This is a genomic window from Leeuwenhoekiella palythoae, assembly GCF_900130045.1.
GTDB classification, from domain to species: domain Bacteria; phylum Bacteroidota; class Bacteroidia; order Flavobacteriales; family Flavobacteriaceae; genus Leeuwenhoekiella; species Leeuwenhoekiella palythoae.
In genome coordinates, this window is sequence record NZ_FQXT01000001.1 from 333,446 (window position 1) to 347,854 (window position 14,409).

Sequence of the window (14,409 nt, forward strand, 5' to 3'; positions counted from 1 at the left end):
CTTAATATTTTTAGATTTTTTTTAAGACAATTTATTTTACCGGTATTCTTATGATATTTAATGAGTAAGGAGCTACTTCATAACTTGCTGAATCACCTTTTACTTTAATCTCTTCGGTTGACGGACTGATTGCCTCTTGCGCATCAAATGAATTTTCCTGCGTAAGGTTCTCTTCTTTCAAGACGATCACTTTTCCCTTATTCTTGATTGATTTTCCTTTAAAATTCAATTTTACCTCCTGAGCATCGCTTGAAGTATTCACAACTTTCAACACAACTTCCTTAGCTTCTGAATCCAAAGTTGCTGAAGCGTATAGCTCGTCTTGCCCAACCAAGTCTTCGCCATTTTGAGTTACTGAGATCAAATCGGTCCCTTTATTGGTTGAATACAATTTTTGAACGTAATAATTCGGTGTACCGTAGGATTCTAAGTTATTGAACCAGATCATATCTGGTGTCCACTGCCAACCTTCAGCGTGTGCCATCAACGGTGCATACGAAGTAAGTTGAACCACTTCAGCATTGCGCTCTAAACCAGTCATAAATGCAGCTTCAGACAATGCAGTCTCCCAGTTGTTTTTGTTATCCGGACTTGCAATAGCAACACTTTGTGCTGCGTATTCTCCCGCGAAAATTTTTGGACCGTTACGGTCGTAGCTGTCGTAACGGGTTGCATTTTCTCTAAACCACTCCGGACTTCTGTAATAATGCTCATCAATGATCTCTGCTCCTATTTCCTTAAGCTCTTTCATTCCGTATTCAAAATAGTCTCCATCAGGAAATGGTCCGCTTCCTGAAACAATAATGATCTCAGGATACTTTTCTGAAATAGCTTCATTAAATACTTTGTAACGCTCGATGTATTCTGGTCCCCATTGCTCATTACCTACTCCAATATATTTCATATTGAAAGGCTCAGGATGCCCCATATCTGCACGAACTTTTCCCCAAGGAGTGTCTGTTGAACCGTTAGCAAACTCAATCAAATCCAGCGCGTCTTGCACGTAAGGTCCTAGTTCGTCCATTGGCACTAATTCTCCGGTATTGAATTGACACGCGATCCCACAACTTAAGATAGGAAGCGGCTCTGCACCTAGATCTTCAGACAACTGAAAATACTCAAAGAAGCCCAACCCAAACGACTGATAATAATCTGGAGTTAAACGGTGGTCAAACTCGGTGTTCCAACGGTTAACTAAACTAGGGCGTTCGTCAACAGGACCTACAGTTTTTTTCCATTGGTAACGGCGTGCCAGCGTGCGGCCTTCTACAATACAACCTCCCGGAAATCTTAAAAATCCAGGATCTAGATCGTATAATAATTGCACTAGATCTTTACGTAAACCATTCTCGCGACCATTCCACGTATCTGTTGGGAAGAGCGAAATCATATCAAGACCTAATTCGCCGGTACCTTCAAAGGTTAACTTTAAAGAACCTTTCATTACGGTCTTACTCGGAACGATTTCAGCTTTATAATTTGCCCATTCTGAACCAGAAACAGGAATTGAAGCTTCAGCGATGGTATTTCCTTCCTCGTCCAAAAGTTCTGCCTTCACTGCGGAAACTGCACCTTCCATTTGTTTGGCATCAAAAGTAAAGCGATAGGTATCTCCTTCTTTGATTCCCATTCCTCGGAAGCCTTCATTGTGCAATTCGTAACCTTCAGCATTCTTAACCTGAACGCGCAAGAAGTTCAAATTACCTTCTCCCTCAAAATATTTTACAGGTAATGCATAGCCAGATTCATTGTTATACGAATGTCTGTCGCTATTAGGCTGTGACCAGCCCATCATAGGGATCGTAAATTCAAACGAACGGTTCTTGATCATCTCTGCATACAAACCACCATCTGCAGCAAAGTTGATATCTTCAAAGAAAATTCCGTACATCGTAGGTTGAATGGGTGCGATGGTCTCGCTCATATCAACCGTTAATTCCTTTTGAGCAAAAAGAGTATTGCCTGCCAGAAAAGTTCCGGCTAGTACAGCGGCTAGTCCTGCTTTTTTAATTGTTTGTGTGATCATTATATAAGTGTGTTTATGCGTTTTTATTCTTTAGTTGCGGGTATGCTCAATAAGCGTACGCCGTAAATTCCGGCTGTGGTTGAACCTTTTTCAGCTTCAAAGCGCACGGTTAGAATTTCATTAGTTGCGGCAAGTTCTTGCGGAATCGTATAATCAACTTCAAAAAAGTCATTCCCACGAGTTCCTTTGAAATGTGGTTCGGCAATTGTTGTCTCGTTTACCATTATCTTAAACTTGCGACCAGCGTCTTTACCAAAATAGGTCACGCGCAAAGTTTTAGCCTTAGCTTCTTTATTTCTAAGATCGTAGCTAAACCAACCTGTAGCATCGCGCCAGTGCTTGTTTTGATTTAAGCCACTGTTTGAATTTTCTGATAAAATTCCGTGATCAGATTCCGGTTGTTGTTCTCCCGGAGCCACAAAATCTAATGTAATCTCTCGTAAGTAAGCTTCGGCTTTCTGCTTCTCTTCAAGCTTGCGTTGCTCTTCAGCTAAACCTTCAGGAGTTTGTTTTTTAAAGTATATCGAATAGCGCTTCTCGTGAATTTTATAAAACGGCTGAAGCACCAAATCTGAATACGTTTCAGGGTAAAATAAATCTGGCGCTTTAAAGTGTAACGGATCGCCTTCAACCGGTTTGATCTCATTTAAAAGACTTTCACCGTCTTTAGTAAGAAACATCGGTGCTTCGGTTAAAGGTAAAAATGGACCGTCTGCAATGTGACCACCACGACTATCGTCTGCAAAAAGTCCATCTTGATTTGCATCACCTGTCACTGCGGCCAAAACAATTGGACCGTATTTCACAGAAACATAGCCTGAATCATCAGGCAATTCTTCTAAACTTAAATGCATTGGCAATTCCATCTTAATGCGATCGCCATTTTTCCATTTGCGTTCTAAGGAAACATAAGAACCCGGAGTCGCATCTATTTTCTCTAGTTTATCATTCACATAAACCTTCAGTTCACCGGCATTTACCCATTGTGGATAGCGCAACATCAAAGTTGCCTTAGTTTTCTTTTTGCTATTCCAAATGAGTTCAGTAGTTGCTTCTTCAGGAAAGTTTGTTTTTTGAGTAAGTGTTGCTTTTTTCTCTTCCCAGTTCACTTCCGAAGGAATAAACAAATTCACATAAAGTTTATCCTCTTTTTTGGCATAAATGAGTTCGTTGTACTTGGTGTGATTTTCCATCCCCGATCCCACACAACACCAAAAACTGGTTTCCGGCTGCGAATACACGCGATAATGACCAGGACGGATGGGCGTAAAATACACAAAACCGCCATCAGGGTTTTGAGAAGACAGAATGTGATTGTACAAACCGCGCTCGTAAAAATCTATGTAATGCTCTTCTGAAGTATCTTCAAATAAGAGTTTGCTCAACTTGAGCATATTGTAGGTATTGCAACTTTCTGGTCCCTGCTCGCTGCTCACCACCGATGAAAAATCATCAACGGGATTAAAATGCTCGCGCACGCTATTCCCACCAATGCTTATGGAACGCCGTGTTGTGACATTATCGAAGAAATTAGATGCGGCATCGTGGTAATCTTTAGCCTCTTCCAACTGACTGATCCGCTCAAAACCAATAAACTTAGGAATTTGCGTATTAGCATGCATTCCGGTTAATATGTCTTCATTTGCCGCTAGTGGTTTCAACAAAGCGTGCTGCGAAAAATCTTCAGCGAGTTTTAGGTATTTTTTATCGCTTGTAATTGCGTAAACCTCAGCAAAAACTTCGTTGAGTCCGCCGTGTTCTGAACGCAGCATATCTTGAATTTGCGCCTCACTTAGATCGGCTGTAATGTCCAGAAACCAATCGGTTAACTCAATGAGCATACGCTTTGCCTGCGGAAGTTCTGCGTGAATCCACGCGTCTTTTAAACCATTAAAGGTTTTATGGATGTTATACAGCGGCACCCATTTATCATTTAGACTGAAGCTTCCCGCGTTGATCTTTCCTGCTTTAATTTCCGCCCAAAGCGCATCGCTTCCGGGTACGCCACCAATGTAACCGTTCCCATTTGCTTTTTGAACGCGATCTAATTCGGCTAACGCATATTCAAGCATCTCTTTGGCTTTTGGATCACTGGTAGAAGCATAATACATCGACAATGCCGAAATATAATGCCCAGCAGTATGGCCGTCGAGTCCTGTATTTTCCCAATTGGTGTAGGAATCCGCTTTAGGCTCAAGACCAGCTTCGCGCAAAAACGGAGCGAGTAAGCGGTCTGCATCAAGCGCTTGTATATAGTTAAAATCGGTTAATGCTGCTTCTTTAAAAACTCCGGATTCTACCGAAACCGCATTCAATGGAAAAAGCGAAACCTTCTCCTGCGCTTTGGCAAAAGCACTTAGTAGAAACAGACTAACAACAACGTATTTCATTTTAATCAAGGACATTATCTTTTAAAGTTGGCCAGCCTTCAGCATCCCACTGAAGTTCAGCAATTTTTAATTTTGGTGCGCTATTATCATTAGCATCATACGCGTGAAAGATGATGTAATCCTTTCCGTCGAACGTGTAGGTACTATTATGACCCGCGCCATACCAATTTTCATTTCCTTCGATGATCAAGGTTCCACCACCGTTATTTAGGGCTACCCCGTCTTTATCTATATAAGGACCGCTCGCGCTTTTAGATCGCCCTACCACTACTTTGTAGGTGCTGTTTTCGCCGCGACAGCATAAATCCCAAGACAAAAACCCATAGTACCAATCTCCCTTTTTGAAGATGAAAGGCGCTTCTAAAGCTGCATCTCCGGGATTGGCATCTGCCAGATCAAAAGAACGTTCCCGGCGCGCGATTGTATGCCACTCTTGCGGCTGCGCGATAGCTTTCAAATCCTCTGAAAGCTTTACCATTTTTAATCCTTCCCAAAAGGAACCAAATGCCAGATACGGCGTATCATTCTCGTCAAAAATCAAATTAGGATCAATGGCATTCCATAAATCGCGATTAGGAACCGACTGGATCACGATCCCCTGATCTTCCCATTTATAATTGGGATCGTCTGCATCAAGGGTTGTATTGGTCGTCAAACCGATCGCCGAAGTATTCTTTGCAAAAGCGGAAACCGAATAATACAAATAGTATTTGCCGTTATGGAACGTAATATCCGGAGCCCAAATATGATTATTGAAATCTGCCGCAACATCATCTGCCCATACCGGTTCTTCAGTAAATACCTGAGGTTCTTTTTCCCAATTTTTTAAATCGGGCGAACTAAACACTGAAATTCCTCTACCGGTACAAAAGAGATAATAGGTATCGCCCTGCTTGATCGCAACCGGATCGTGAACGCGGATATCTTGTGCAAAAAGGCTATTAAAAACTAAAAGACTAAAAAAGGTAAAAAGCGTTTTCATAGTTTAGTTTTCTGGTTGAATTCCTTCTGAAGTCATCACAATGCGTTTGATCGTCCCGTCTTCGTTGTAGTATAAACGATCTACACAAACCGAACGGTGAAAACTGCTCCCGTGTGTTGGAATGCTTCCGTTATGATAAACGAAATACCACTTGTCTTTAAATTCAATAATCGATTGATGATTGGTATTACTGTTACCCGCAACTTCATTTAAAATCCCTTTATATTCCCACGGACCGGTAATTGATTTTGACATCGCATAGGCGGTTTTCTCCGGAAAGTCATAAGCATAAGACAGATAATACCAGTCGCCACGCTTATGAATGTATGGTGCTTCAGTAAATTTAGGAAGATCAACGGTGTGAATAGGACCATCCATCTCGATCATATTATCTTTTAACTTTACGTATTTACACACCTGATTTCCCCAATATAAATAAGGCGTACCGTCATCATCAATAAAAACTGTTGGATCAATATCATCCCAGCTAATGCCGGTTTGCGTAGTCATATCGTTAGTGATCAACGCTTTGCCTATAGCATCTTTCCAAGGACCTTCAGGGCTCTCTGCCACGGCTACACCAATGGCTTTACCGTGCTTTGACTCGTCGTGTTGAACGGTCACAAACCAATAAAATTCCCCATCCTTTTCCACTACCTCAGCAGCCCAAGCCGAATGAATTGCCCAATCAAAATCGGTAGGTTTTAGCGGTACGGGATGTTCTTTCCAATTGATCATATCGTCTGAAGAATACAGCAACCACTCATCCATAATATAACGCTCTTCATTATCTGGCGCCATGTCGTGGCCTGCATAAATATAAACCCGACCGTCGTGTACCAAAGCTGCAGGATCTGCAGTGTATTTGTCTTTTATAATTGGATTATTATAAGACGTTTCAAGCTCTTCAAAAAGGGCTTGACCACGTTCAACACTTACCTCTTCAATCTGTGCTGTGGTTTTACAACTTGCTAAAAGCGCTGTTACTGCTAATACTGTATAAATCTGCTTTTTCATTTTAATTTATTTTTTTGCCCCAAATGGCAGTTCCTTCATTATTTAATCCTGAAAGTAAAATGGTAGATTCTACTTCATTTTCCCAATCACGACCACGCTCTACATAGAGTTTATCTACAAACGTTCCATCACCAAAATTCAACGTAAGCCACGGCGCGTCATAACTCCATACATCATTGGCGTTAGTGTTAATACTTCCATCAGCATTTAAAGTCAGATCAATTGAATTTTGAAAATCTGGATAGCGTTGTTCATCGGCATATCCCGGTGTGACGGTGTATCCAAAAATGATTTGCTCATAATTTCCAACCAAATCAGTATCGGTGATCGTAGTCTGCGCCACATCTGCAAATCGCTCAGGCGAAATAATAGGCCAACCGTCTTCCGTCCAGTGAATTTTACGCACGTGCAATACCATAAAGAAGCTGTTTTCACCAGGCCTTCCCTGATGTGCCATATAATACTGACCGCTATCGTCTTTAAATACTCCCGGATGCGAAACTCCTTGCCAACCCGAATGCTCATCAAAGCGATACGGAGCCAAAATCATGGGACCGTTATCTTCTTCCGTATTGATATCTAAACCATTATAGTCATAAAATGGTCCATCTGGAGTATCGCTTCGGCCTACGCGCACGTTGTATTTGGTTTGCAACCAATCGTAGGCAATGAACATATAATACTTGTTTTGATCTTCATTATAGATCACTTCGGGTCCTTCAATATTTCCGTTCACAATTCCATTTGTGAAACCACGTTGTGCAACTCTACTTCCTGTATCTCCCGGGCTTGCAGCAAGACCGGTTTGTGGATTTAGCTTGAGTTTATAAATTCCATCATACGCAGAACCATAGTAGAACCAATGTTCGCCTGCCGGAGTAACCACCACCGAGGGGTCGATCGCATTGGTTTGCACAGGACCTCCCGGTTCTGATGAAACCACCAAATCCTTTTCGACCCAAGGTCCCTCGGGACTGTCAGAAGTGGCGAGCCCCATAGTGCTTAACCTTCCGGTAGAAGAAGATAGTGAATAGTACAAACGATACTCGTCGCCAACCTTCATCACATATGGTGCCCAAAGCGCTTGAAAAGGTGTTCCGCCTTTGCTTCTGATATACGCGGCGCCTTTGGCAGGCAACCCGTTAAACGCCCAACCAATCCATTCCCAATTGATCAAATCCTCTGATTTACGAATCTGAATACCAGGTCGTACATCTGAGCCAAAAGATACATCTGTATTATAACAATAATAGGTATTACCCACTTTGATCACCGAAGGATCGTGCACGTTATACGGTCCCCAATTGGCAACATTCTCAACACCGGCAACATCGTAATAGGTATCGGTAATGTTGTCAACCGTATATACTTTTGCTGCTACAGGTTCTTCCGGTTCTTCTTCTGGAGTTGTTGGCGTTTCAGGCTCACCACCTGTTTCTTCCACCGGTGAATCTGATGAACACGAAATTGCCAATGCACACCAAAAGACTAAAAGACCTTTACGTAGCAAACTTGTATTTTCGTCATTCCTTTTCATAGCAATAGATTTATTTTCCTTCTAAGACTACTACCGAAAATGCCGGCAATGTCACTTCTAGCACCCCTTTCTTGAATTTAAAATCTTTAAACACTTCAGGCATGATATGTTTAGGGTCTTCAAAAGAATTATGGTCCTGAAGTTTTTCTGAAGCTAAAATTTCAGCAGAAAAATCTTTGATGTCTAATTCACTTAGATCAATACTCACCGTGTTTTCTTTATGAGCATCGATATTTACTAAAGAAATATGTGTTTTGCCTTCAGCATCTTTTGAAGCTGAAGCTGAAATCGCAGGAAGTTTATCACCGTTTAGTTCATAATCTGGCGTATCTAAATCCATAGGAATCAATTGCGCATCTTGGTGCACCATATACATTTTTAAAATGTGGTAGGTAGGCGTCAAGATCATTTGCTCTCCTTTTGTAAGTGCAACTGCTTGTAAAACATTAACCGTTTGCGCCAAGTTTGCCATTTTTACACGATCACTGTGGTTGTGAAAAATATTTAAAGTAGTTCCCGCAATCATCGCATCACGCATCGTGTTTTGCTGATATAAAAAGCCAGGATTGGTACCTTCTTGTACTTCATACCAGCCACCCCACTCGTCAACAACAAGATCAACTTCTTTATTCTTATCATATTTATCCATAATCGCCACGTGCTTGGTGATGAGCTCATCCATAAATAGAGATGATTTCATTGTGGTAAAATATTGCTCTTCAGAAAAAGTTACATCAGGACCTTTTGCTCCCCAATCGATCACAGAATAATGGTGCAGCGCAACCCCATCGATTAAGTTTTTAGGAATATTTTTCATCAACACTTCGGTCCAGTTATAGTCTGCGCTATTAGCTCCCGAAGCAATTCGGTATAAACCGGCTTCGTTGTTCCAGCTGCCCATAAACGTTGCATACTGGCGGTACAGGTTGGCATAGAACTCCGGCTCCATGTTTCCACCGCAGCCCCACATTTCGTTTCCAACGCCCCAATAGGTAACTCCCCAAGATTTCTCGCGACCGTTTTCTTTACGCAAATCGGCCATCGGGCTCGTACCGTCGTGGTTCACATATTGTACCCAATCTGCCAATTCCTTTACTGTACCGCTACCTACATTTCCGGCGAGATAAGGTTCTGTTTCTAATGCCTCACATAAGTTTAGAAAGTTGTGTGTACCAAAGCTGTTATCTTCAGTCACCCCACCCCACCAAGTGTTTACAATAGTTGGGCGATCCTCTTGTGGACCAATACCATCTTTCCAATGATAGGTGTCTGCAAAACAACCTCCCGGCCAACGCAGGTTAGGAATCTTGATCGCTTTTAAAGCTTCAATCAAATCATTACGCACTCCATCTGTATTAGGGATGGGGCTATCTTCTCCCACATAAAAACCATCATAAATAGAACGTCCTAAGTGTTCTGCAAAATGGCCATAAATATGTTTGCTGATCGTAGGCGCATCTTCCGAAGGTTTTACGGTAATGGTTGCATCTTGAGCATTAAGCACCGTAACGCTGCAAAATGCAATTACAAATGCACCTACAAGCTGTAATTTGTTCATCATAGTGTAATTATTTGGTGTTTGAATTGTGTGTGTTTTTATTTGAGTATTTAAAGGTCGCTATCGTATCACCGTTGCGACCAACTAGAATTAAATCGTCATTACTGACAGGTACTTTTACAATGCTTTTTGAATCTCCTTTTAGCGTGAAACCAGAGCGTTTACGGGGAAATTCTTTAAAGCCGCCATCTTGAGTATTCAGCAAAGTAGTACCAAAAGACGCATCGTAACGCCCGCCGTTGACTTCTGCGCTGTAATCATTACCCACAAGTAACAGATCTAGATATCCATCCTGATCAATATCTTCACAAAGCATTGCATTTACCGGCGCCAGCTGCGCTGCATTAGGTAAAGGTTTTATAATAAATCCTGTTTCTGTATTTTCAATGAGTATGCTTCTCAACTCTTCGGCTTTAAGCGTTTGATACGGAGTTTTTAAAAGCTGAAGCAACTCACTTGTGTTTGCTTTTGCAAACCTGTGATAATAGAGGAATTTCTTTTTAAGTTGTGGTAATTGCTGCGTTAACTGATCTAGTGTAGCTATCGGAAAATAAGCACCTTCCTCATATTTTGAAAAGATAGGATCTACGTAACCGTTGTTGTCAAAATCAGCAAAGTCCACTTTTAAAGCTTGATGTTGTCCCGAATTTAAAACCGTATTCAAGCCTATATTTCCTGCAACAAAATCTATATCGCCATCATTATCAAAGTCAGCTGCGGCCATCCTATTCCATAAACCTGTTGTTTTGCTGAGGCCGAGTGCTTCGGTTTTATTTTTAAACGTTCCGCCTTCATTTTCTAATATGGTGATAGGCATAAATTCGCCTGCAAGGATGAGATCGACTTTTCCGTCTTTGTTGTAATCTTTAAATGTTGCAGCAGTGACCATTCCCGCATTTTGCAGAAACGGACAAACCTCAGCCGTTACATCTACAAAATTTCCACCGTTATTCTTCAGAATATAACTCTGCGGCGCCGTTGGAAATTTCCCCGGAACCACGCGACCTCCCACAAAAAGATCTACAAAACCATCATTATCATAATCTGCTGCCGTCACGGCTAAAGTACTCGTAAGCATTTCGGGCAATGGCTGTGCTACAAAACCTGAAGTAGTATTGAAATACAAGCGATCCTGATAGGCTTCATGACCTGCATAACGCTCCGTACCTCCGCTGGTCACGTAGAGGTCTAACTTGCCATCATTATTGGCATCAAACATTACAGCCTGACCATCTTCAAAAAGTTCTGTTTCCGGGAGTTCTTGTTTTTTAAAGCTTTGATCTTTTTGCTGATATAAAATAGTAGAATTTTCACCGTAGCTTCCGCCGATGAATACATCTTCGAGACCATCTCCATTTAAATCCCCCACTGCGAGACTTGGACCTTGCTCTGAGTATTTATGCATCAGCAAAGGTTGCGTAGCATAATCGTTATTAAAACGATCAATATGCTCATAATTAATTGTTTCAACACTTGTTAAAATACCCGGTTTTTTAACTGGTACATCCTTAAGCTCTTGTGCATCCTCATAACTCAATGTCAACTGCTGATTAGCTTCTATATTTCGCATAATAGCCAGTTTGCCGTCTGGCCATTGCACAATCATGCTATCTATCGTTTTGCGATTCTTCAACCCAAAATGCAATGTGGTACTCACCGTACTTTGAAACCCACGCACCGGATTGTTAACTCTAATTTTTTCAGTATTGTCTGAATAGACACGTACAGATGCGCCAATTCCTTTTAAATTATTTTTTAAACCTTTTAGATTTACTTTTAAATAGTTTGAATCTGGTCCTAAACTGTCAGTGAGGGTATTTTTATAAATAAAAGCCGGAGCATTAATATTACTTGCGATAAGGTCAAGATCTCCGTCGTTATCAAAATCAGCATACACCGCGCCACTTGAAATAGACGCTTCGTCAAAACCCCAAGCTTCAGTACTTTTAGTGAAGGACTGCCCATCTACATTTTTAAAAGCATAATTAGCGACCTTAATTGCTGGCCGTGTAGCTAAACAGTCTTTAACTGCTTTTTGCAATTGGCCACCACTACCAAAAGACGAACTTCTACTTTCTCTAAACTTCACAAAATCTATATCGGTAATGTCTTTGCCAAAACCGTTTGTTATATACAGATCATTAAAGCCATCGTTGTCAAAATCTGCAAGAAGCGGAGCCCAACTCCAATCTGTTTTATCTATACCGGCAAACTGACCTATTTCGCTATAGGTTCCGTCACCGTTGTTGTGCTGAAGCATATTACGCATATACTGATGCCCGTAGCCATAGCGTAAGGCAATCTGAAATATGTCGTATGAATTAGCTCCAGACATTAATTTTCTTCGCTTTAAATCTTCGGGCAACATATCAACGGTAATCACATCTGTAAAACCGTCGTTATCAATATCTGCTACATCATTCCCCATTGAAAAGTGGCTCATATGCCCAAAATAGTTCAAGCCCTCTTCGTTAAATCTTCCATTTTGTTGATTTACATACAGTAAATCTCTTGATAAGTAATCATTTGAAATATAAAGGTCTGGCCAGTTGTCGTTATTGGCATCTAATACCGAAACGCCTAATCCAAAACCTTCAAAGGTGATTCCGGCTTCTGCCGAAACATTAGTAAAAACCGGATGTCCCAGTTGCTCATTGTAATCGTTGCGATATAACCGATCTGTATTCCTGGCGCTTCCGTTAGTTTGCATGGGTCTAACACTGATTGCAGAATTCTCAAATCCGCCGCCGGTTAATAGATACATATCCAGATCTCCGTCTAGATCGTAATCAAAAAACACCGCTTGAATAGATTCTCCCTGATCTGCCAAACCGTATTCGGTTGCAGCTTCAGTAAAGGTTAAATCGCCGTTATTGATGTAAAGCAGATTGGGGAACTCACTTTTGTTCCCCATTCCACCCACACTTAAATAAATATCATCATAACCATCTTGATTCACATCGATCACACTCACTCCGGTTGTCCACTTTCCGGAAGTATCAATACCAGAAGTTGTAGTGATATCTTCAAACTGCATAGCTCCTTTATTGAGATAGAGTTTACTAGAAGTAAGATTTCCACTGAAAAAAACATCAGGTAAGTGATCGTTGTTAAAATCCCCAACGCCTACTCCACCTCCATTATAGAGGTACTCATAATTGAGTATGTTGATCGAATCATTTGTGGTTATTGTATTTTCAAAATCAATACCCGTATAAGAAGCACTGAGACGCTCAAAGAGCGTCTCAGACTTTTTATTATCTGCGCAAGAACTTACCACAACGGCAAATACTAAAACAAATAGGTTTTTGATTTTCAAGGTTTACTCTTTAAAAATTTAAACTACTCTTAGTTAGCAGAGTTAGGAACTAAATTAGGATTACGGTCTAACTCACCCTGTGGTAACGGCTGGTATTCTCTACCGTTGGCAAAGGTGTCAAACTCATCATCATTAGCTTGTAACTGTGATAACCTTGAAGAATCTTCTAACCATCCCCAGCGCTTAATATCGTAGTAGCGTAACCCTTCAATAGCTAATTCGGTTACACGCTCGTGCGCTAATTGGTTCATAAACTGAGTCAAGTTATACCCCGCAAATTCTGCTTCTCTATCCGGAAGATTTGCACGATCACGCACACGCTGTACCTGCGCCGCTGCTGTAGGAATATCACCTGTATTCGCAAGACATTCAGCATACATTAACAATACATCTGCAAAGCGAATCACGTGGTAATTAATACCAGCGGTAAACGGATCACCTCCTGAATTTGCCAAGGTATATTTTGCGATATAATTCAAGTTTCGGTCTAAGAAATAATCACGACCGTAAGCTTGTGTAAGACCTTCTTCTTCGTTGTAGCTTAAGATAGTTGCCGCATAGCGCGGATCTAAATTTCCGTCTACGGTTCTTTCTGATGATAATTCATCAACTAAAAACTGCGTAGGGAAAAAGTCATAGAAATCAGCTCCTGAATAAGTAGGTGCCAAAGCGATAAACTGTCTCCAGTTCACACTAGGATCACCACCCCAGTTAAAAACCGAATTTAAACTCTGTGTGAATTCCGCCCAAAAAATGCGACCCGGATTTGCCGCTTCTACGCTAGGATCTTGAGAAAAAAGATCTTGGTAATTCGCAGCTAGATCATAGCGCTGTGATTCAACTACTGTTCTAAAATAAGGTAACGCAGTATCATAATCGCCTTGATATAGCTTTAATTTACCCATTAAAGATTGTGCTGCACCTAAAGTCGCTCTACCTACGTGACCGCTATCTGCGCCACTAACTGAAGTATAATCAGCCGGTAAACTTGCAATAGCCTCAGTAAGGTCTGCCTCTACTTGTGCATAAATAGTAGCTTGAGTCACCTCTTGATTTGAAGGAAAGAAATCATCTTCACTTTTAGGAACACTCAATACTAAAGGAACATTATCATAAATGTTAGTTAGATTAAAATATGCCAAGGCTCTTAAAAAATAAGCTTGACCTAATAATCTACCTCTCAGATCTTCATCCATCTCTTCAATTAACGGAATATTCTCTAAAGCCTGATTGGCACGGTTTACCGTGATATAATATCCCTCATAACACCAGCCTACAGCATCGTCTGTACCGGGAACTGTGAAATTACTGGTCTGTTGTAAGAAAGCCCACGGACTTCTAGATTTAGTTTCATCGCTTCGACCGTCGCCAATAACCGGCGTCATACGCTGGTACAAGCCGTCTATGATCAACGTATTGTATATCGCATCTACCGCAGCTATCGCCTGATCTTCATTGGTATAATACGCATCAGCCGCCAAGCGGTTTGGGTTTATGATTTCTAATTCATCACCACAGCTGTAGAACAAGCTTGTGGTAAGCGCAATTAGAAAAACTTTTATCGTGTGTTTTTTCATTTT

8 protein-coding genes are annotated in these 14,409 nt (G+C 41.1%); all 8 read right to left on the reverse strand.

The window, feature by feature from the left end; genetic code table 11:
* Window positions 1-31 precede the first annotated feature (31 nt).
* From BUA96_RS01460 to BUA96_RS01495, 8 genes are read right to left on the reverse strand one after another with little or no spacing between them, the layout of a single operon-like run.
* Window positions 32-2,026, reverse strand: coding sequence for an alpha-L-arabinofuranosidase C-terminal domain-containing protein (locus BUA96_RS01460; protein WP_072979593.1), 1,995 nt, complete (start codon window positions 2,024-2,026; stop codon window positions 32-34).
* 23 nt (window positions 2,027-2,049) lie between these two features.
* On the reverse strand, window positions 2,050-4,416 hold the full coding sequence (locus tag BUA96_RS01465; RefSeq protein WP_072979595.1) for a glycoside hydrolase family 127 protein: 2,367 nt from the start codon (window positions 4,414-4,416) through the stop codon (window positions 2,050-2,052).
* Window position 4,417: 1 nt separating this feature from the next.
* The gene (locus tag BUA96_RS01470) at window positions 4,418-5,398 is read right to left on the reverse strand and encodes an arabinan endo-1,5-alpha-L-arabinosidase (RefSeq protein WP_072979597.1); all 981 of its coding nucleotides are present in this window, start codon (window positions 5,396-5,398) and stop codon (window positions 4,418-4,420) included.
* Between the two features lie 3 nt (window positions 5,399-5,401).
* Entirely contained in the window at window positions 5,402-6,415 is a 1,014-nt protein-coding gene (locus BUA96_RS01475) for a glycoside hydrolase family 43 protein (protein WP_072979598.1), read from the reverse strand.
* A 1-nt stretch (window position 6,416) separates the two neighbouring features.
* Complete coding sequence (locus tag BUA96_RS01480) at window positions 6,417-7,952, reverse strand: arabinan endo-1,5-alpha-L-arabinosidase (protein ID WP_072979600.1); 1,536 nt, start codon at window positions 7,950-7,952, stop codon at window positions 6,417-6,419.
* A gap of 10 nt (window positions 7,953-7,962) precedes the next feature.
* Window positions 7,963-9,513: an alpha-N-arabinofuranosidase gene (locus BUA96_RS01485; protein ID WP_084673017.1), complete on the reverse strand. Its 1,551-nt coding sequence runs from the start codon at window positions 9,511-9,513 to the stop codon at window positions 7,963-7,965.
* Between the two features lie 7 nt (window positions 9,514-9,520).
* Window positions 9,521-12,829 carry a VCBS repeat-containing protein gene (locus tag BUA96_RS01490; protein ID WP_072979602.1) on the reverse strand — a complete coding sequence of 1,103 codons (3,309 nt, stop codon included), beginning with the start codon at window positions 12,827-12,829 and terminating at the stop codon, window positions 9,521-9,523.
* A 29-nt stretch (window positions 12,830-12,858) separates the two neighbouring features.
* Entirely contained in the window at window positions 12,859-14,406 is a 1,548-nt protein-coding gene (locus BUA96_RS01495) for a RagB/SusD family nutrient uptake outer membrane protein (RefSeq protein WP_072979604.1), read from the reverse strand.
* Window positions 14,407-14,409: the final 3 nt, after the last annotated feature.

Coding starts and splice junctions, on each gene's coding strand:
- BUA96_RS01460 (WP_072979593.1), bottom strand. CDS start 2,026: ATGATCACACAAACAATTAAAAAAGCAGGACTAGCCGCTGTACTAGCC.
- BUA96_RS01465 (WP_072979595.1), bottom strand. CDS start 4,416: ATGAAATACGTTGTTGTTAGTCTGTTTCTACTAAGTGCTTTTGCCAAA.
- BUA96_RS01470 (WP_072979597.1), bottom strand. CDS start 5,398: ATGAAAACGCTTTTTACCTTTTTTAGTCTTTTAGTTTTTAATAGCCTT.
- BUA96_RS01475 (WP_072979598.1), bottom strand. CDS start 6,415: ATGAAAAAGCAGATTTATACAGTATTAGCAGTAACAGCGCTTTTAGCA.
- BUA96_RS01480 (WP_072979600.1), bottom strand. CDS start 7,952: ATGAAAAGGAATGACGAAAATACAAGTTTGCTACGTAAAGGTCTTTTA.
- BUA96_RS01485 (WP_084673017.1), bottom strand. CDS start 9,513: ATGATGAACAAATTACAGCTTGTAGGTGCATTTGTAATTGCATTTTGC.
- BUA96_RS01495 (WP_072979604.1), bottom strand. CDS start 14,406: ATGAAAAAACACACGATAAAAGTTTTTCTAATTGCGCTTACCACAAGC.